This window comes from Nocardia sp. bgisy118 (assembly GCF_057708605.1).
Map to the genome: position 1 here is coordinate 385886 of NZ_JBYISM010000003.1, position 22877 is coordinate 408762.

Consider the following 22877-nt stretch of genomic DNA (forward strand, 5'->3'; position numbering starts at 1 on the left):
GGGATCGGCGGAGGAACTGGCCATCCGGGACGAGATATTCGAAAAGTACGCGTGGATCGCGGAGACGATGGCACGACGCTGGGGGCACCTCGGCGAGGTCGGGCACCTGACACAACGAGCCAGCATCGCGGTCTATCGAGCAATCGTGAACTTCGCGCCGGGCGGAGGTCGCTTCTCCACCCACGCCTGGGCCAGCGTTCGCGGCGCTATGCTCGACGCCCATTTCGAGCAGAAGTTCCCGAACGTCGACCAAGCCACTCGCAAGTTGCTCATCGCAGTCGACACACACATCGCACGGCGGCTTCAGGTGGACGGGCGCGAACCGGATAACGCCGCTGTCGCGGAAGCGCTGAATCTCGATCCGGCCAAGGTCGCCGAAGCCCGAGTTCTGATGGCGCAGTATACGTTTTCGCTCGATGACACCCCTCCGGGTGACCGTCAGCCCGAGATCGCGGAGAACGAGGCAGCGTTCACCGACGTGGAGTTCGAACAGACGGTGCGCCGGGCGGTCGCGGATCTCCCGGATCCGGAGTTGGCGCAGCGCGTGGCGGCGCTGCACTTCGGCCACGGGCTCGCCGTCGAAAAGGTGAGCGTCCAAGTCGGGAAATCGCCGGATGAGGTTCACCGGATCGTCGCGGTGACAGGAGAGCTGCTCCGGAAAGCCTTCGCGCCAACGGAGAACCTCGCTCGCACGGAGAGCGCGCCCAGCGCCGATTCCTCGGCCGGTGCGCAGCCACCGGCACCGCGGGGCCCGGGCATGACGCGGACCGCCGACGATACAGTCGTCGATGGCGGGCACGGGTTCGACGACCCGCTGGGTACCGGCCAGGCGGCCGCGATGTCGTCCGACGCACCACCGCAGCGCTGCGCGGATGATGCTGTCGACACGGTGATCTCGGAAACCGGCAGCACGATCGTACAGTCGTTCACCGATGAGCCCGGCCTGCGCGGGCGGACCGGCACACAGCTGGAGGAGCGGACCAAGGGACGGTTGCAGCTGTTCGGCAGCCGGAACGAGGTGGCCGCCCGCCTAGCGGACCCGCACGACCCGCTGTCGATCACGATCCTGGTCGATCACTATGCCGCCGCCGACGCGAACGGTATCGGCGCGCACGCCTACGTGATGGCCAACCGAGGCGGCCGGATCGTGGTGCGCGACCTGAACGACAACAACGGCGCATGGCGGCCGTTCGTGCGGGGCGAGGCCGGGTCGGACGCGGTGGCGATGTCGGGCATCGCCTTCGATCGTGCCGGAAATCCGTTGCGCCCCATCAGCGAGTTCCCCGCCGACCCGGCCGCGCATCCGGAGTTCGCGATCGGCGCCACCGATCCAGACTCGAACGGGGACCGCGCTCCGCCTACCCTCTGGACGCCGCCAGAGGGCACACCCGATGAACAGGCGCTGGTGCGGAACACGCTGTCCCGCTTGGGCGCCGACGCCGACGCGAGCATCCTGCTGCACCCCGAGCAGCAGTACACCGATCTGCTCGGCGAATCCGGCGACCTCGCGACCCGCAACCGCCAGTGGTGGGACGCACTGGATCCGGCCGAGCAGGCGGTGCTGATCAAACTGGCGCCGCGCGAGGTCGGCCAGGCCGACGGCATTCCCGAGCCGGTGCGGGGTCAGGTCAACCTGGACCTGCTGGAAAACGACCGACGCGCGCTGCTGGCCTTGGGCGCGAACGTGTCGCCCGCCGCCGAGAAACTGTGGAAGTCTCTGTCGGAGCTGCATTTCGACCTGCTGGAGATGGTGGCGAATAGCGAGGACCTCCCCGGCTCACCCGCGGTGAACCTGCGGACCTACACGCCGTCGCTGGACGGACAGGTGCGTAGCGTCGTCACCTTCGGCAACCTCGAGACCGCCGATTCGGTGTCCACCATGGTGTCGGCTCCCGACACCGTGCAGGTGACGGCTACCACGGTGCCGGACAATCTGATTCACGCGACGCAGCTGTTCGACTCCGCGGTCCTGGCGGACGCCGACCGCGAGTACGCGGTCATCGCCTGGCGCGGCTACGGCGACTCCGTGGCCGCCGACGGACAGTTGCTCGCCCGGGATCTTTCGGCGATCAACGCCGTTCGCGCGCAGGCGAGCACGCCGGCACCGGACACGCACGTCTTCGCCCTGGACAGCGCGGGCTCGCTCATCGCCGCCACCGCGTGGTCGACGCTCCCGGGCGCGGACGCCCAGGTCACCGATCTCGTGATCGTCGGCTCCTCGGGCCTCCCGCTCGCGCACGCCGCCGAAACCGGCATCAATCCCGAAAATGTCTATGTCGCGGCAACTTCCAGGGACCAGCAGACCTGGCTCGGCGCCGATGTTCCCGGCGCCCAGGGCCGGTACACCGGGTACGGCACCGGCATGGACCCGGCGACGGCGGCCTTCGGCGCCAAGCGGGTGGCCGCGGAGATCTCCTCCGCCGAGGATTACCATCACCCGGATCTGGTGCGCAGCAGCTACTTCGACTACGACCCCCGCACCGGGAATCCGACCGAGGCGCTGCGCAATTTCGGCCGGATCGCCGCGGGCCGGATCGGCGAGGTCACCTTCGACGAGCACCGGCCCGGCATGTCGGATCCGACGGCGCTGGACTCCACGAACGTGTACATGCCGATCGATCCGGCGAGCGGACGGATCGTCGAGCTCGAGGAGGACCTGGGGCGCGGCAACGCGGAGCTGATCTCGAATGAGCTGAACCCGCAGGAGCTGTACCGCCTGGATCCGTCACCGGCCCAGCCGTGGGGCGGCACCTGGTACGACGGGCATTTCGGCAACTGCGTCGACGTGTCGCTGCGCACCGGGCACGACGACCTGGGCCTGGATGTCGACCCGCCCGACGACGGCGTCGGGTTGGCCGGGCGCAGTGCCGACGAGGCGGAGTTCTACGGGCGCGGCCGCCTGCGGGTGCACCCGGACCGGGACTCGATCGCCCATCAGCTCGCCGATCCGGCGAATCCGATGACCGCGTCGCTGGTCGTCGTGACCTACGGGTACGACAACGTGGCCCACATGGTCCTGCTGGCCAATGTCGACGAGAACGGGAACATGGTCCGCGAAGGCGGTCGACTCATGATGAGCGACCCGAACGTCGACAACGGCGCGTGGCGCCCATACCTCTGGAACGAATCCACTCCGGATGTGGTGTCGACGACCGCAATCGGCTACGACGTCGACGGAAAACCGTTGCAGCCCAACGCTGATCACCCCGTCGACCCGGATACCCGGACCGGCGCGCTCATCGCCCAGATGGATCCGGCGCCCGCCGTCGCCCTGGACGACCGCCGCGTGTTCCCGAAGGACCCCGGCTTCACGGAGGCCGACCGGCAACGCGCCACCGAACTGCTCGCCATGCACCCGTCCGGGCGCGGCACGGATCCAGCGGTGCTGCTGCATCCGGAGCAGGTGTCGCCGGATCCGGTCGCCGAAGCGCGCCTGCTGACCGCCGAGAACTTCGCCTACTGGACCTCGCTGTCACCGACCGATCAGGACGTGCTGCTGCGGGTGCACCCGGAGGTGATCGGCAACACCGACGGCCTGTCCACCGACGTGCCGGTGACGCACGACGAACTGCGAAACAGCCTGCGCGACTACGCCAACCGGATCGCGCTGGCCCGAGAGATCCGCCAACTCGCTGCGATTGCCGACAGCGAGCTGACTCCGTCGCAGCGCGCGCGGCTCGCCGACCTGCACGGCACCGCCCGATCCCTGTTGCGCGCCGAGGCTTTGGCACGCACCGTGCACCGCTCGCTGCGACCGCCGCAGGTCCAGTTGCTGTCCTACGGTGCGGGCCGGGCCCTGATCGGCTACGGCAAGCTCGCCACCGCGCGGTCGGTGAGCTGGATCGTGCCCGATGCGGGCACCGGCCTGGGCGACCTCGATCCGGTCCTGCTCGCGGCGCGCAACCACTACGACGTGACCGCGCGGACGTTGCGCAACCAGGTGCGGGCGGACAAGGACGCGGTCGCGGTGATCGCCTGGGTCGGTACCGACCAGGATCTCGGCATCCGCCCGGAGACCGTGGCCGCGCGCACCGCGCAGGCCGGGAACCTGCTGCTCCGCGACGTCGCGGCGTTCCACGCGGGCCGGGGGCACAACGGCTTGGAGCTGGACGGCGCCGAGCTGGACAGTGCCCAGCGGGACGACGCCGACTCGTACCGCTCCGAGGCGGACGAGCTCGGACTACCGTCGAACTACCTGTTCGGACACCGCACCGGCGCGCTCATCGCCAACGCCGCCGGAGCCCGAGGCGGTTTCGTCGAGGGTCGACTCGCCAGCGTCGATCCCGCGACCCGCCTGATCGAAGCGGTCACGCTGATCGACCCGGCGGGCACCGGACCGATCGGGAGCGCAACGGAATTCGGATTCGGTGACGCCGTCGCCGCCGAGCTCGACATCGAGGCCGAGCAGGCCGAAAGCTTCGGCGCGCCGGTCTACGTCGTGTCGAGCTCCGGCGAGCTGGTGGCCTGGGCGGACGGCCGCCCACCGGGCGTGAGCCGGACCCTGTTCAGCCGCTTGGGCATCGGCGTTTCGGTGGAGGAGTTCGCCGCACAGCGCGTCGCGGGCGGCCCGATCGGTCCGCAACCCATCGATGTGCGCCACGGCTTCGCCGACACGGTGACTCACGCCCCGAACACCGTCCAGCGCAAGCTCGCGTTGATCGCCGCCGGTCTCGGCATCACCGTGACCGAGACGCCGGCAGGCTGGCAGGCGAACACCGAATACCGCACGCCGGACGTTATTTCCGCCGATGCGACCGCACCGAGCTACCCCGACGGCCCAGTCGGCAATCGCAACCGACCGCTGGAAGCGCCCGACAACGCCCCGTGGGGTGCCCCGTCCACCCTGCGGGAGCTCGACGGACCGATCCCGGACGCGGAAGAGGGAGCCGAGGCGGTGCGCCTGCTTCGGCACGCGCACAATGTTTTCGGGGCTTTCGGGGAGAGCATCGAGATTTCGACCCTGCTGGTCGGCGATCAAAGCCCCCAGCACGCGCTGCGGCTCGCCCAGTGGTGGGCGGGGCTGACCTCAGACCAGCAGCTGCGGATGCTGTACGACTACCCGAGGTCCATGGCCAATGCCGAGGGGCTGCCCGCCCGCGTGCGCGACCGTGCACACCAGCATGTGCTGCGCGGCACCGTCGCCCGGCTCGGCGATCAGCTCGACCTGGGGCCCCAGGATGCGGCGCTGCTCTACGACGCCGAGTCGATCTGGAAGGGGTTGTATCGCGGTGTGCAGGTGGCCGCGCAGGTCCGTGCGCCGCTGACCCCGCCGCAGGTGCAGATCCGGTCGGCCCAGTCGAATGTCGCGAACGGCCGCGGTATGGCCGAATTCTCAGTCGGCCCGGTGGATTCCGCCGACCACGTGTTCTGGGTGGAGTTCGGCCAGGACACCGACCCGGCCGAGGCCGACAAGTACCTGTACTCGATGGTGAACCTCTACGAGGCTGTCGCCGCCGAGGCCGGTGGCGGCTCGGTCGCGGTGATCGGACGCCTCGGCGACTCCGGATCGCATGCGCAGCAAGCGTTGCGTCATCGCATCGGCACCTACAACGCGGTGCGGGCCTACCACAACCTCATGGCCGGCGAGACCGACGCGGTGATGCCGCAGAACCATCTCATCGCCATGGGCACCGACGTCGCCGTCGCGGCCAGGGCGAACGAGAACCACGGGCTGTCCGGACAGCTCGCCACCATGATCTCGCTGAACCCGGACTCGCTGGATCGCGTGCCGTCGCCCGCGCGGCTCGGGCTGCCGCCCGGGTCGGTGTTCCTGGCACCCGCCACACCCGCCCAGTGGACAACCATGCGGGTCCGTCAGCTCCTGGCCGGGCTCGACGTCCGGATGCTCGCCGGGCAGACCCGAACCGCGCGATTCCTGCGGAATGGCGTGCGGGCGCTAATGGGCGCCAAGATCCAGTTGCTCTCGGCCACCGACCTGCCCGCGCAAGCGTTGCCCGCGGCCGCCGTCGACAACCCCGCCGAGCAGGCCCACCTGCGCTGGTTCGGTTTCGCCGACCCCGAAACCCACACGCCCACAGAGGGTCTGGCGACCATCGCGCACATCACCGCGGCCCGCGACGCCGCGACCGTCCGCGGTGTGCCGGCGCCGGACGGCACGCAGGCCCACGCACCGGCCGACCAGACCGAGATCACCGACAACGACTGCCTGGACGAGTCGCTGAACGCGATCGGCCGCGGCAAGCCGGACCGCAACATCCTGCCGTTCACGGAACCGCCGGGCCTCGCGGGGCGCACCGCCGACAAGGCCGAACTGCACGCCGGTGGCCGTCTGGAACGCCTGACCTCCCGCGACGCGATCGCCCTTCGCCTGCTCGACGGCCGCGATCCGGCGTCGGAGATCCTGGTCGTCGAGCACTACGCCGGTCCCGACGCCAATGGCATCGGCGCGCACGCCTACGTCATGGCCATGCGTAACGGCATTATCATGGAGTTCGACCCACGCACCAAGACCTGGCGCGCCTACCAGTGGGGTTCGACCCGACCGGGCGTTGTGGCGCTGTCCGGCATCGTCTTCGACGACGCGGGCAAACCGGTCCGCCCCCTCGACTCCTTCCCGTCCGATCCAGCGGTGCGGCCCGCCTACAACATCGGTGCCGACGAGGCCGTGGCGCAAGGACCGCCGGGCGCCGATCCGGACGTCGCCGCCGCTCTGGCCCGGGTATCCGAAGTGCTGGACGCCCGCGGCGACACCGCCTCCGTGCCGGTGGTCGCCGCGGTGCTGGTGGATGTCCTGCGCGCGGGCGGACAGGTGGAGGTCGAGACCTCCGATTCGCCGACGGGCGGACGCGTCCGCGTCGCGATGACACCGGAGGGCAGCGACAGCGCCATCGTCGTCACCGTGAACGGCGCCCCCGGCAACCCCGCCATCAGCCTGGAAATGCCGGTGCGGCAGGACAGTCCGGCGGATATCGAGCTGGCGGGCCGGTTGACGCCGCTGCTGATGCCCGGCTGGCGGGTGTCGGAGGATGTGGTCTCCTCCGGCCTGCTGGCCGAGGAACTGGCGCGCAACGCCCGGGCGCATACCGATGGGGACGGGACGCTCGAGGTGCGGGTGTCCGGGCCGGTCGGCGATCGCTCGATCAGTGTCGAAATGACCGATGGCAGTTCACAATTACCGGTCGAACCGGCGGGTGACGACATCAGTGGCGTGATGCTGCTGAAATCGCTGGCGCAGCGCGCGGGCTGGCACCAGGTCGAGGACGGTGACGTCGCGCCGGACGCGGGGAACGCCAAGACGGTGTGGTTCGAGTTCGACGAGAATCCGCCCGCGCCAGTGGATCCCGATCCGGTGGCCGAGCCCGAACGGGCGCCGGAACCGCTGGCCGGACCGGTGCCGAGCCGCGACGAATACGAGGTCGCGCGGCCGAGCGACGACGACGCCTACCGGCCGCAGACGGCGAGTGAAACGGACTACCGCATCATTCGCCTGGGTGCCGACGGGCTGTTCCGCTGGGGTCCGGACAACGCGCTGTACAACACGATCGACCCGGACGGCGACTTCTTCATCATGGGTGCCGACGGTGAGTTCCGGACTTCAGCCAACGCCAACCACGCCGCGCTGTACAGCACCTACAGCGATATCGACGCGGGACCGGCGGCGTTCGGCGACTGGAAGATCGTCGAGGGCAGGCTCGTCCATGTCCAGCCGTTCAGCACGACCTTCCAGCAGGCGAGCACGGATCCGACCTTCGCCGCGAACCTGAAGTTCGAATTGGCACGCCACAATGTGGATCTCGGCGCCGTCCGGTTCTCCGGGGACCTCACTGTTCCCAGCCTGCGGCTCGACGGCACCCCGACCATCTCGGTCGGCGATCTGCTCGATGGGAACGGCGCGCAGGCATTCCAGTTGATCGGTCCCGGAACGCATTTCGCGGTGCGTGTCGAGAGCGTGGACATGCAGCACGGCGCCACCGCCGACGGACCGATCGACACGCTTTCGGTGACGCTGGCGCTCGACCTTGCGCGCGGCGGCTCGGGCCGGGTCACGCTGGAATTCACCCGCGACGCGAACGGCACCACGATGCGGTACTGGGACCTCGATCTGGGTTACGCCGGTGTGGACACCAAGGACCCCGCCTTCCAGCCGGGCTCAGACCCCATCCGGCTCGCCGACGCCTTCGTCGAAATGCACGAATCGGTGATCCTGCCGTGGCTCGCCGAGTCGGGTGCCGCATTCGAGGGGCATCCCGGCCACTATGCGGAAACCACCGTGGGCGAGGAGGTTACGGATACCGAACGCCCCGAGGACCTCCACGAGAACGACCGCGTCAAGGGCGAACGTCGAGTGCAGGCGTCGATCGGGCGGCACTGGCTGCGCGATCAGCTCGCGGCGATCGGCTGGAGCGCCGATGATGACGTCCACCTCCAAATGGCGTGGTTGGCGACCAGCGAGGCCGTGGCGAACTCGGTGGAGCACAGCACCGGACCGGTCCAGATCACGCTGCGCGTGCTGCCCGGCACCGGCCACCTCGTGGTGCAGAGCATCGACAACGTCGCCGATCACCCGCCGAGCGGCCCGATCCGCGAGAGCGCCAACCTGATGGTGGACCGGGTCACGGCAGCCGAGGAACGCCGCCTGGCAGAGCAGGCGGCCGCACAGAAGGCCGCTCAGCCCGAGCCCGAGACGCCGAAGCAGGCTGATGGCGATGCGCTGTTGGCGAATCTGGATGAGGACGGCTTCGCGGGGATGGATCTGGCTGAGCTGGCGGCGGCGGTGGACGACGCCGAGTCGGCTGTGGAGACGCCGAAGCAGGCCGATGTCGACGCGTTGCTGGCGAATCTGGATGAGGACGGCTTCGCGGGGATGGACCTGGCTGAGCTGGCAGCGGCGGTGGACGACGCCGAGGCCGCCGCCGAAACCGGGGACAACAATTCCTCGGCCGCCGCCGAGCCGACCGAAGCCGAGAAGCAGGATGCCGCAGCCAACTCTGAACGCGGTCGCGGCATCAAGATCCTGCACACCGAGACCGACGCCTGGGATTACGCGCCCCTGGCCAACGGCCGCGGCAAAGCGATCTGGTTCATCATGCCGATCGCCGACAGCGACCCCGGTCCTGGGACCGACCCGGATCCGGCGCAGCCAACCGATCCGACCGCGCCCCAGGGCGATACACCCGCGAGCCCGGAAACCGACACCGACGATGTCGCCCCCGGACCTGGCACCGGCTACCAGGTAGCCGAGCCGAAGTCGCCGAACTCCTACCGGCCCGAGCTGACCGACGGCATCGATATCGGCAAGCTCCAGCTGCGCGGCGGTGTCTTCTACGACCAGAACAACCAGCCCTACAGTTCGGGCCCGAAGGGCGTGTCCTTCCTCATCGGCGCCGACCCGAGCGATATCCGCTGTGTCGCCGTCGACGATGTCGTCGGCAAACTGGATCCGCGGGACGTGCAACTGCATCAGCTGCTCTACAGCAGCTACGCCGACGCATCGGACGGCCCGATCGCCTTCGGCCACTGGGTGATCGAGAACGGCAAGCTCACCGAGCTCATTCCGATGAGCGGAGCCTTCTTGGACCCGGAGCGGCAAGCACTGTTCACCGCCCAGCTGCGCGCCGTGCTGAGCGAGGCCCGGGTGGACACCACCGATACCGTCGTCCACGGCGTGCAGCAGCAGCACGGAATATGGCGTCCGGCACTGCCTTTCGCCACCGTCGCGGAGCTGATGGCCCGCGGTGATCAGCTCGCGGCCATGGTGTTCCGAGGCTGGGGCGCGGACTTCTGGCTGGACGTCACCGACATCGCCACCACCGGAGACCGCGCCACGGTGACCGTCTCGCTGCACCCGGTCGGCGGCGAACCCGGCCGGGTCACCCTGGAACTCACCCGTGACGGCGACGGCGTCACCCTGCGCTACACCGATCCCGACCTGGGACCGGACGCGGATCGGGTGACCAGAGCGTGGCGGCAGCTGCACGATTCGATCGTGGTCCCGTGGCTGGGGGAGTCCGGCGCCACATACAGCGACCCCACTCCGGACTACCTGTCCCCGGATGACGTGCACCACGCCGAATTCGAACAGAAGGTTCGCGAAACGGACCTCTCCTCGCCGGAGGCCGTGGCCGACGCGCTGTACGAGCCGGTCGGGCGCGACGCGGTCACCGAGTTCTACGACGCGCGGGTGTCCGGGCTGAAGACGGCGGAGGTGTTGCGGGCGCAGAACTTCGCCGCGTACACCGGTGTGCCCGTGTTCTTCGTCTCGGCGGATGTGGCCAACCTGAGCGGGCTCAACGCGTTCTGCAACAACCAGGCCGAGACCGCGAACGTCTACTACAACGGCATCGCCACCGCGTTCCGTACCGCGCTCGAGGACTCCGGCGGCGTGGTGATCCCGATGCGCACCGGCGGTGACGAGGTCGGCGCGATCGTGCTCGGCCTCGACGAGCGGACCCTGACCGAGATCACCGCCGAGGTGAATCGGCGCGTCACTGCCTATGCTCGGCAGGAGGGGCTCAGCGAGATCGAGCACCCGAAGCATCCGGGCGACCCGGCCTATCACGGTGTCGGCCTGCATGTCGGGTTCACCGAGATCGTGCCGGGCCTGACACCCAAGGACATTTTCGACGCCGCCGACCTCGGCGTCGACGCCAGCAAGAACGGGAGGACCGATGTCGCAGGAGAGCCGCGACGAGCGACTGGGGCTGACCGGGCTGACACCGGAACAGCGGGCGCGACGGATCCAGGAACTGGAACGCGAGCTGGCGCAGAAGCGAGCAGCGGCCAAAGCCGAACTGCGCGCGGACCTGAAACGCCGACGCCAGGACTCGACCTCGGCGGACTGAACCGCAACCTACCCGCGCTCGCCGCCTACCCGTCACCGGATGAACTGCGCCGCTTCGCGTTCGCCGAGGGTCTGCATGCGCTGGGCGAGCTGACCCCGGAGCTGGTGGCCGAGGCGATGTACCGCCCGGTCGGCCGGGACGAGGTCACCGACTTCTACGACGCCCGGCTCTCCGGCGTGAAGACCGCCGAGGTGTTGCGCGCCCAGCAGTTCGTCGCCGAAACCGGCGTGCCCGCGTTCTTCCTGTCCGCTGATATCGCCAACCTCAGCGGCCTCAACGCGGTGATGAACAACCGGGCAGAGGCCGCCAACGTGCACTTCCGCGGCATCGCCGAGGCCTTCCGCTACGCCCTCGACGCGGTCGGCGGCGCCGTCGTGCCGATGCGCACCGGCGGTGACGAACTCGCCGCCGTTGTCATCGGCATCGACCAACAGACGCTGACCGGCGTCCTCGCCGATATCCAAGCCCGGGTCGCCGCCTACACCGCCGAGCACGGCCTGGACGTGATCGAGCATCCGAAGCACCCGGGCGAAGCGGCCTACCACGGTATGGGCCTGCACGTCGGGGTCACCGAGATCCTGCCCGGCCTCACCCCGAAGGACATCTTCGACGCCGCCGACCTCGGTGTCGACGCCAGCAAGAACCGCGCCTACGAGTTGGCCGACGCCCAGGCGAATCAGGATGGCGTCGCCGACGGACTCCGCCAGACACCGGCTTCGCTCATCGGTCAGCTGCTGCCCGAGCTGTCCACCCACGAGATCGTCGGCGACGATCCGACCGCGACCCTGCTGCCGGGGGAGGCCGCCGTCCTCCTGAAGGAGACGTCGACGCCGGGCTTTGTGCGGGAGAGAGCGAATACGCGCACCGCCGCCCGGCGTGCGCTGGCGGAGCGCGGCCACGGGGAGGTCGAGATTGCGCGCGGCCCGCTGGGCGAACCGGTGTTCCCGGAAGGGCTGGTCGGCAGCCTCACCAACAAGATGATCGACCGGGCCTCCCAGCTCAACTACTACGCCGCGGTGGTGGCCGACGCCGAGCAGTTCCGGGCAGTCGGCATCGACGCCGAAGACAACCGGTCCGTCCGGCAGATGATGTACGGCACCGGCCGAGTCGAGGAATTGCTCTGGGTGCAGGAGCAATTGGACTTTCTACCGGACAGCGGCGTGGCCTGGGACAAGGTGCTGTTCTCGGTCAAGGAGAGCATCTTCAAGGCCTGGTACACCGCGACCGGTGACCAGAGTCTGCGCCTGAACCATGTCTTCCAGGGCTCGCTGGTCACTTTCGACATCGAGGCCGGTACGTTCCACGTGCAGCTGATGGTGGAGGCCACCGGTAGAGACGGCCTGCCGCTGACCGAGATGCACGGTCGATTCGCGGTGCGCGGCAACGCGATTCTCACCGCGGCCCTGGTGCCCAACACCGCCGGAGCCACACTCGAACCCGCGACCGCCGAACCGGCGGTCGATCCGAGCTCCGCCCGCGCCGCCTACGCCGAGGCCGCCTACGCACTCAAGTGGCTGCTCATGGCACGTGGCTACAACGCGCACGGCATTGTCGAGCTCGCGCCGCCGCTGGGCGCCAACCAGATCGTCAGCACGACGCTGACCGACTGGGGACAGACCCACCCGCAGGCCCTCACGGCGGACGCCGAACTGCGCACCCTGTGGCAGGCCTTCCAGCTGATGTTGCCCCAGGGCGAGCACGCGCAGATCCTGATGCCCGTCCGGGTACCCAACCAGGGCGACCACGCGGGTGTCCTGGAGCTCACCCTGCACGAACACCTGCTGTGGGACGCGCACGGCGCACCGTTCGACCAAGCGGCCGACGCCGACCGACTCGCTGAAATCGTTGCCCCGCAGCGCCTGCGAGCCCTCGCAGCCCTGATGCCGAACCCCGAGTCGGCCCGCATCCTGCATGCCGTCGCCGAGGTACTCACCGATCACCCCGCCGCGGCCAACGCACCCACCACTCTCGCCCCGGTTGCCGACCACACCGTCCACTACGACAAGAACCTCGCCAAGGGCACCGGCAAGGTGGCTCCGATCAGCCTGGACCTGTCCCGCGCCACGGCCGCACCGCACCGCACGGGCGACAGCGCTGTGGATTGGAATGCCGCGCACGCGGCCGCGATCGGTGGTGCGATCGGTGCCACTGCTGCGCCGAACCTCACGGGTTCGGGGATCGCCGCTGCTGTGAATTGGGATGCCGCGCGCAGCGCCGCTGTCGGCGGTGCGATCGGTGCGACCGTGGTGCCGCATCTCACGGGTGCGGACATTGCGCAGGCCGCCGGGGGACTCCGCGGCTGGAACGGCGCCGCGCACGATCCGCGTCCGGCCGCGCAGCCGACCAAGAACGCGGCGCTCCAGTTGCACCGGCGGTTGCAAGGCGCGTTCGCCCAGTTCAGCGGCCGCCCGGCGACCTGTCTGGAAGGTGCGGCGCTCGCCACGGCGACCCAGGCGGAACTGAACGACGGCTTCCGTCGGCTCGACGCGCACCAGCGGGAGCTGCTGCTGCGCTTCCGCAGCCAGTCGTCGCTGCCGGAGGTCGCCGCGGCGGCCGGTGTTGACCCGGAGCAGGTCCGGCGCGCGGTGGTCCGGTTCGCGGAATCGATTGCGGCCATCGGACACCCGGGCCTCGAAGCGGTGTGGGCGGATCGCCGCGCCGACCCCGAACTGTTCGCGGACGCGGCGGTGGTGGTCGCGGCGCAGCAGGAGGGCGGCGGCGCCTGGCGCCGGGCCCTGGGCACGCTCACCGAACAGCAGCGCACCTGCCTCGACCTGACTCTGCAAGGGCTGCGGCCCGCGGCGATCGCGGTCGATCTGTCGGTCGATGCGGCGGCGGTGCAGGTGTTGCGTGCGGAAGCGATTCGGCAGATGGTCGAGGCGCTGGCCCAGCCTGCCGCGGTGGTGTGGATGTCGCCGGCCGAAGCCCTGCTGGCATTGGAAAAGATGCAGCGGGATGATACCGCCGGGGTGCGCAGCGCGGTCCGGTCGCTGGATACCCAGGGCGCCAGGATCATTCGACGCCGCATCATGCAGGGCATGACGTCGGCCGATACCGCGGCGGACCTGGGCATCAGCGAGGACCGGCTGGCCGAGCGGGAGGTCTTGGCCGTCGGACGGATGGTCAAGAAGCTGTCCGGGGCGATTGTGGTCACCGGCGCCGACGCGACGGTCGTGACCGCCTGGCAGGCCAACGACGAAAACTTCCTGGACTGCATGGATCTGCTGACCCCGCAGCAGCGCACGGCGGTCATGATGTTCCTCGACGGTTGGTCGCACACCGAAATCGCGGCCGCACTGGACATCTCCCCACAGGCGACCAGCAAGGTGCGAACGCGGGCGATCGCCAAACTGGTCGAGCTGCTCGCGACCGATCCGGACGCGCGAATCCCCGCGCAGACTCGCGACAGCGCCGAATTGCGCCGGGTGCGCGACTTGGCCGCCGACCCCGGCGCCTTGCGGCAGGCTGCGCGGCACCTCTCCGAGGCCGACTGGACCCTGATCGAGCAGCGTTTCATTCTGAAGGAGAAGACCGCCGATATCGCTGCCGCACTCGCCCTGCCCGAGCATGTGGTCGAGCAGCGGCAGCATCGGGCCGTCCTCCGGTTGAACCGGAATCTCGACGTGGCGGCCGTGGTCGCGGCGGTGCTACCGGCCGTGACGGACGCCGGGCCGCTCTCCGATGGTGTGCACGGGTTCAGCGAACCGGATATCGTTGCACCACAGCTGATTCCAGCCGAAGCCGATGACCTGCCGATCGCCGACTGCGTCGACCAGTCCCTGGGGCGGGTGGTCGCGGATCAGGGTGATGTCGCGGGGCTGCCGGATCCGGAAACCCGGAGTCCGTCCGGGCGGCGCTGGCGGGATGTGCGGGGGCTGCTGCGGGGGGCGCGGCCGGAAGGGTTCGATACCGCCGGGCCGCACGAGGCGCACGCGAACCTCGTCGAAGGCCTGATCAACCAGGCGGGCCCGGGTGCGATGGCGTGGGTGTTCGACCAGCGCCACACCGCCGACCAGGCGACCGGGATCGGTGCGCACGCGTACACGGTGAAGTACTTGGGCGACAACGTTTTCGAGGTCGACGGCCAGCGCGTCACCTATGCGGGCAAGCCGGACGGCGACGGGCTGGCCTGGTTCCGGACCGCCGCGGGCGACCGGGTCTCGCTGGCCGAGCTGACCGGCGGCTCCCGCGCGGAGACGGCCGCCACCCGCGCGGTGGTCTGGCGCAACGGCCAGGTCGTCCAGAATGTCGGCGATCGCACCGCGCCGCTCCCGGGGGACAACCTGCTGATCGGCGCGACCGCATCGGATCAGGATGGCGCGCAACCGGACCCGGACGACCCGTTCGCCGACGAGCCGCGGACCACGCGGGTGAAGCTGGCTGCGCAACCGCCCGACCCGCTGCTGGGTCCGACGGTCGTCGGCCTGCCCGGTGACGCCACCCACCCGGTGTGGGAACTGCTGTTCCGCACCGCCATCGGCCAGGAGGCCATGGCGGTCCTGCACAACGCCGAAGCCCACGTCCAGTTCGGCGACCGTGATCACTTCCACGGCCGCATCCGCCAGATCACCATCGACACCACCGGCCGGGGCCTCGTCGCCGTGGCGGAGCAGGTGCTCGCGCACGCGGCCAGGATGCAGGCCGTCGCGGCCGACGCGGTGGAAACCGAACCCATGCTGATCCGCGATATGGACCGGGACGCGTTCGTGGAGCCGTGGCTGCGCGCGGAGGCCACCGCGATCGCCTGGCGGGCCGAGTTCGATCAACAGGTGCAGGACGCCGGTTTCGCGCGGACCGACCTGCACGGCGTCGACCGAGCCGACCTGGCGTTCCAGCAGGCCCTGTTCGCCCGCTACTTCGCCGCCTACGACAGCGCGCAGGTGGCCCCAGGCACCGATGACGCGCTGGCGAGCCGCGCCCGGCGGGTGGCCGGGGTCGACGCGCTGCTGGAGAGCGCGGAGTTCATCACCGCGACGGATCTGCGCGAGACCCTCGAGAGCCAGTGGGAGAGCCGCCGGGGCATGGGCCGCGGGCTCGAGCTGACGGAGCGGCAGGTGCGCGAGCGGCAGCGCCTGATGCGGATCACCGCGGCGCTGCAACGGGAGATCGACGCGCTCGAGACGGCCTGGGATCAGGTCCAGGACCAAGTGCACGCGATGACCGCGACGAAGGTCGCCGCAATGCCCGACACCACGGATCGGGTGGCGCGACTGCACTACGTGCTCGACGTGATGTCCGATCACTTCCTGCGTTCCGAGGTCCGCATGTGGCCCACGCACAGCCGGGAGCAGATGGGCGCGCTGGTCGAGCTCACCGAACTGTGGCAGGGGGCGCACGCGCGCGCCGCGGCGGTGGGCCGCGCCATGGACGACATCAACGGTCGCCCACGCCGAGAGGCCGCGGTCCCGTCCGATCTGGAGATCGCCGACCGGGCCGTGCTGCCGTCGCTGGAGCGCACAGCCAACCGCGAAATGACCAGCGTCCGAGCCGAATTGCAGTCGACCGAGACCGGTCGCTGGGCCATGCGGACCCTGGAGCGCCTTGGCGTGCGGATCCGGTTCGGCTTCGACCAGATCGGAACGACCGACGCCGGTCGCGAGAACCTCACCCGCGAATCGGGCTACGACGCCGTCACCAACACCCTGGTGCTGCCCTTCGGCCGTGGCTCCGTCTCCCATGCCGAGCAGTTGGTCGTCGCGGCGCACCTGGCGCAGGCGACGCGCTCGGATGGTGACCCGCTGGTCCTGCTGACCGAGGGCCGTGACAGCTACGTCACGGCGATGCTGGACCTGCGCGCCGAGGCCGAGGCCCGCCGGTTCCACCACCGCCGCGAAGTGCACGGCTACAGCCGCTACACCGGCAGCCCGCTGGCGCAGGCCTACCATGCCGCCTACGACCACGCCGAAAACCTGCTGCGCAACGTCTATTCGGTGGAGTCGAAGTACGACGGCCTCCGCAACGACAACCAGGTGCCGCAGGCGGCGACGCACGCGGTGGCCTACCGGTTCGCGGCCCGTACCGTTCGGGAGCAGCTGGCGGCGCTCGGCCCGGTTGTCGACGGCGTCGACCTGAAAACCTTCTTCGATTCGGAATGGGATCGCGCGCACGCCATTCCGCCGACGGCGGACACGCCCGCGCCGGAAACCGTCGCCCCGCCCGCGGAGCAGACGGATGCGCTGCTGGACCTGTACGCCGCCCGCTTCGTCGAGGCGATTCAGGAGCTGCGCGCCCAGCGCGCCCAGGGCGCGTTCGTACCGCTCGGCCCGGCCGAGCAGGCCTACCTGGCCGCCGAGGACAGCGCGGCGGAGCGGCTCGCGGCGGTGCGCGCCTATCTGGCCGGGACCGGTCTGGTGGATGCCCAGATCGCCCTGGATCTCGCCCGTTTCGCCAGCGGGGACCTGAACCGTCGGCTGCCGTGGGACATCGAGGAGGACTCGGCCGCTCAGCCCGCGCTCGACGCCCTGACGGCCGCGATCGAAGCGGCCACCGCCTCCGAGCTGGAGACACCCGGTCTCGACTCCGGTGTGTTCGGCCGGGAGCTCGACCGCGTGCTGGCCGAAAACCCAGGCGCGCAACGGGTTGTCGACGAGGGCCCGCTCGCGGATCGGTTCGCCCTGCTCCCGCCGTATCCGGGCAGCGACAATCCGCGGTTGCTGGTGCTCGCCGAACCGGGCGAGCACGTCGATCTGCTGCGTGATCTCGAGCTGGAGCAGCCCGATTTCGACGGCGTGCTGTGGCGGGGATCGCACGAACTCGAATACCTGTCGGTCACGCGGGGACCCGACGGCGAGGTCGTCGTCGCGGACATGCTGCAAGACGACGCCGAGGGCATGTTCCGCGCGCCGCGCTACGACGAGGTCGCGCCGGTGCTGCTGGATCACTATCTGCGCTATCGGCTGCGCAGCGAGGTGGATCCGGACTTCACCTTCGATCTCGATCTCCGGCAATGGCTCGAGCTGCTCGGGCCGGATGCCTTCATCGCCGCGGGTACCGCCCATGCCGAAGTGACCCACGGGTTCGAGCGCGTCGGCTTCCGGATGGTGCAGGCGGACCCGTCGATCACCGAGCCGCATCCGGCCGCGGTCAGCCACCGGCTGGTCACCCGCCAGATCCCGCTCCCGATCCGGGATTTCAGCGATCGGCCCGCAGGCAAATTCGTCGACACGAACCTGCCCATCGGAGCGGTGTCCTGCACGCTGCGGTTGCACGCCGACGGTGCGGGTGGCTGGCGGGTCGCGCCGCCGAATCACGCCGGTCACCCCACGGATGTGCTGTCCCGGTGGTTCCAGGGCATGACCGGCACCAGCCCCGACCAGGTGGCCGAGCGTATCGCCCAGCTGCTGCTGGACGGGTCGGCCCGGATCGCGCCGCTCGTCCCGGCCGCGCTCGTCGAGCTGCACACCCCGAAGCCGGAGATCGACAGCACGCCCACCGCGGCTGTCGAACCGCAGGCCGAGATCGAGGGCCGCTCAGCGGAACCCGAGAGCCCCGCGGCGAAGCGGAGTTTCCTGCGGCGTTTCGCCGAGCGAATCCGCCGTCCGGGTGCCCCGGCCGCCGGTCCGGAACCGAGCGGCCAGGTACCCGGCCCGCGCGCGGCCTCGGACACTTCGGATGGCGGGACGGGCTTCGACCTACCCGAAGCCGGTGCGCCGCTGCCGAATCCGCGGCCTGCCGAGGACTGCGTCCGGCAAACCATGCGCACCGGCCGCGCGGCCGGGCTGGATGTCACCGTGCCCACCGAGGCGAAACTGTACGGTCGGACCGCGCTCGAGGTCGAGGAACAGTACGCGCACGGCCGGATGCGACCCGCCGATTCGCGGGACGCGATCGCCGCGCGCCTGACCGACCCCGACGACCCGGCCACCGCGATGCTGATGGTCGAGGAGTACTCGATCGGCGGCATGAATGTCGCGCACCTGACCCTGTGGCGGCTGGTCGACGGCCAGGTCATGGTCAGCGATCCCAATGTCGACGACGGCGCGTGGCGCGAGCACGTGCCCGGCACGGTCACGCCCGGGTCTCGCAAGATCTCCGCGATCGCCTACGGCGCCGATGGAAGGGCGCTGTTGCCGAGCGCCGAGCACGCCGCCGCTACGGAGGCCCACCCCGATGCGCTGATCACCCACCGCGATCTCACCCCGCGGGAAGTCGAAGTGCTGGACCTGGTGGCGGCGGGCCTGACCAACAAGCAGATCGCGGAGCGGTTGACGCTCGCGGACTACACGGTGCACACCCACCTGACCAGCATCGCCGTCAAGCTCGGCACCGGCGATCGGGCCGCGATGGCGGCGATCGGCGTGCGCAGCGGGATCCTGCCGTTCTCGGATCCGGATGTCGCCATGAAGCTCGAGGGCGGGCTGCACCCGGACGCGCTGGACGACATCCAGCTCGAGGTCCTGGCTCTGGTCGCGGACGGGTGGTCGAACAAGGAGATCGGGCTGGCCCTGGACACCACCGAGTCCGTGGTGAAGAACCACCTGGTCCGGATCGGCCGCGCGCTGGGCATCAGCGGCCGGGCAGGCATGGTGACGACCGCGCTGCGGGCGGGCATCCTGCCCATGGACGCCGAGTTCGCCCTGCGGCCGCAGTCCGGCGAGGGGCGTACCGCGTTGAGCCCCCGGGAAACCGAGGTGTACACGCTGCGTACCGCGGGGCGGTCGAACACCGAAATCGCCGCGGCGCTGGAGATTTCCGAGCACACCGTAGCCACCTATCTGGCCAGGATCGCGCACAAGCTCGGGGTCGGCGAGGTGGCCGGGTTGGTCGCGGGGGCCGAGACGATCACCGCGATTCCCACGCCGGGTACACCGACTCCGCCCCGGTCGGTCACGCCTGCGGCGCCGCACGAGCCGACCATGATCGACACGAGCCCCGCCGTCACGGAGCCGCTCGACCAGGCGCCGACCATGATCGGCATCGAGCAGCCGCGCAGCACCGAGTCCGAGGTATCCGCGAACCAGCAGGTGTCGGAGCCGTCCGCCGAGGTAAGCGAATCGAGTCTCGGTGGGCAGAATCGGGCGACGCCGACCCAGATCGTGCCCACCACCGAGGGGCCGGAGTATCTCGGTGACGATCCGTCGCTGCCGGAAGCGCTCGTGCCGGGCCGGGAGGTCGAGGGGCCGGAGTATCTGGGTGGGGACCCGTCGCTGCCGGAAGCGCACGTGCCGGGCCGGGAGGTCCAGGGGGCGGAGTATCTCGATGGCCAGCCGGAGACCGACGAGCCGGAATACCTCGAGCCGGCGCAACCGCGCACCTCCGCCCTGCCCGACGGCTACAGCGAAATCATCGAGGGCATAGGCAACTTCGACGGCAACGGCCGCATGGTCGACGACGGCGTGCTGACCCCGAAACTGGCCAGGCAGGCGATCGCGAACATGCTCCGGGCGATCCAGCCGGTCGAGACCGGCTGGCACCGCGACGGCCACTTCCTACTGCCCGACGGCCGCCAGGTGCACGTGCGGGTCGAGAGCAGTTTCGAGAGCGAAGTCGGCAGCTTCCAGCTGCGTCCCGGCGGTGCCGCGTTCGACGTCATCCTGTCCGACCGACTGCGCACCAGGGACGTGGCCCGTGCCGTCGCGCACATGCTCACCCGGATCCGGCAGCTGACCGACCCCGAATTCCAGCACCCCGGTCCGCGCTTCGCGGAACTGAAAGTGCTTGCCACCCAGCTCGACCAGTCGATCTTCGACCCCGCCCGCAGCAAGCTGACCCCCGAGATCCGGGCGGACTTCGACGACCTGATCGCGCACCTGGGCATGGACGTGGACCCGGTCGGTCCGGCGGCGGAAGCGCTGGCCGCCCACGACCCGGAACTCTCGCGCCGGATCAGGCTGGAATACGGTGGCGCTGTCGCCTTCCGGCCCGTCTTCGGGAAGACACTGACCGACCCGGCGTTCCACGAGGCCGCGCTCACCCACCTCGGCCAGCTGTCCCGCTTCCTGACCGGCGAGCACGCCTCCGAAGTGCTGATGGCGGAACAACTTTCGCTCAATGCCAGGATGCGCGAGGAGCAGTGCCGCCGCCTGTTCGAGCCGATCTTCGCCAACCGTGACGTCAGCACCATCCGCAAACAGTTCGAAGCGGCCGAACTGTTCAGCGCCGACGACCTGGTCGCCGCCCTTGCTCCGATCAAACGCGCCTTCAACGATCCGATGCCGCCGGGTTGGCGGGCGGCCGCACTGGACGCCGCGATCACCGAGGTACAGCACACCCCGGGCCACATGCAGCAGATCAATCAGGCCATCGACTTCGACCGGATGCGCCAGGCGGCCCGCGCCTACGCCCAGATGCCCGACCGGGTCGGCGGCCTGCTCGATCGGTCCACCGGTGAGGTGTACTTCCCGGCCACCGCCACCCATCCGGGCGGGCAGACCATGTCCATGCTCGACTTCTTCCACGCCATGGACCGGGCCAACCGTGGCGCCGAAGCGGCCGGCCTGGACATCGAATACGTCGTGGTGATCCATGACGAGGCCAACGGCCGGTCCTCGGTCGACGTGCTCTCCCGTCCGCGCGCGCAGTATCGACTGCCCGCCCAACAGAGCCATCCGGTGCGGTTCGTGCCGCGCCCGTCGGTGCCCGCGGCGGTCGAGGGCGGCCACACCGTGGACGTGGGTGTCGGGCGCGGTGGGTTCGCGGTCGAATTGACGCCCGCACGGGACACCTCCGGTCGCGGCCTCATCCTGCAAACCGAACTGCCCATGGATTACGCCGACGCCGGCCAGCGCCGCCGCAACCTCGGCATCCTCGACGCCGGTCCGCTGACCCGCCCGGGTTCGCTCATGGTGTGGGCCGACTTGCTGCTGCACGGCGCGGTGCTCAATGTCGGCGGCAACGGCGGCGTGGCGCGCTACTACATCAACAATGTCAGCGCCCACTACGGCGACACCGACTACGACACCCTGGCCCGGCAATTGCCGCACACCCTGGTGCCCGGCGCGCACATCGAAATCCAGTGGGACATGAAGTCGGAACTGGTGGAGGGTGGCGAACCCGGCGACCGCGGGCATATCCAGGGCGACGAGCTCATGCTCGCCATCAGCCGCGTGCTGCCGCCCTCGCTCGCGGCCGCCTTCGAGGTGGTCGAGCACACCGAGTTCGAGGGCGACGGCAGCGACGAATACCTGTTCACCATCGACACCGGAGCCAGCAATGTGATCAACCCGGACGCCATGGCCAAATACTCGCCGCCGCAGCCCACCGACCGTATGGTGATCGTGTACAAGCCCGCCGGTTACCGTCCGGCAACGGCTGGTCTCGAAGGTGGTGCACGGTAATGGCGGAGATCGAGGGCGTGCGCGAGTGGCTGGACCGCTCCGCCGAGTTCCTCCGCGGCCAGATGCGCTGGTTCGGTGCCCAGCTCGTGCCCGGGTCGGCACCGTACGTGGTCATCCCGAAGCATCCCAGCCAGGTGGACTGGGCCGATCCGCCCCGTCACCGGTTCGAGGCCCTCGCCAACCTGTCCGGCCCACCGGATCCGTCCCGCGCCGACCGCGCCGCCCAGGTGCTGCACACCGCGGGCTGGGCCGTCCAGGTCCAGCGTGATCCGCAGGCCCCGACCGTCGTCATCGTCCGCGGCGATCGCGAGGGCTACTGTTTGCAAGCCCGCATAGAGGACGGCTACGGCGGCATCGTCCTGCTCGGTGAAACCCCCAACATCCAGCTCTACCAGCCGGATCCACCCTCCGCCCGCCCCGCCCCGGCCGTCACTGCGGACACCGTCAGCGACGGCGCCGTCCTCTGCTACGAATGCGACGGCCAGGGCCTGTGCCCCACCTGCCACGGCACCGGCTGGACCAAGGCGCCCACCGCCACCGGTCGCCACCGCTGCCGCACCTGCCAGGGGTCACGGGTGTGCCCGATCTGCGGGGGAGCGGGCGAACTCCGGATCACCGAGTTGTCCGACGACGACCGCATCCACTATCCGCATATTTCCTAACCGTTCCTTAGGAATTTCCTTGGAGGTCACCATGTTCGGATAGCAACGAACGAGCGATAATGTGCGAACCGCTCGGACCTCTTGCGTTGCTTGGGCTTACGGGTCGTCCGTATATGTTCGGGCAGTGATTCCGTGAC

2 protein-coding genes (1 of these 2 cut by a window edge) are annotated in these 22877 nt (G+C 69.8%); both read left to right on the top strand.

Features of this window, described 5'->3' with window-relative positions:
• Nucleotides 1–22078: the 3' end of a sigma factor-like helix-turn-helix DNA-binding protein gene (locus tag AC3EO7_RS05600; protein WP_435590600.1), read on the top strand. Its footprint begins 30965 nt before the window's first position; only the last 22078 of its 53043 coding nucleotides appear in the window; the start codon falls outside the window, past its left edge; the stop codon is at nt 22076–22078.
• Nucleotides 22078–22740, top strand: a complete 663-nt coding sequence (locus AC3EO7_RS05605; protein WP_435590601.1) for a hypothetical protein — start codon at nt 22078–22080, stop codon at nt 22738–22740. Before AC3EO7_RS05600 ends, AC3EO7_RS05605 begins: the two co-directional genes overlap by 1 nt.
• The last annotated feature ends 137 nt before the right edge of the window (nt 22741–22877 follow it).

Coding starts and splice junctions, on each gene's coding strand:
- AC3EO7_RS05605 (WP_435590601.1), top strand. CDS start 22,078: ATGGCGGAGATCGAGGGCGTGCGCGAGTGGCTGGACCGCTCCGCCGAG.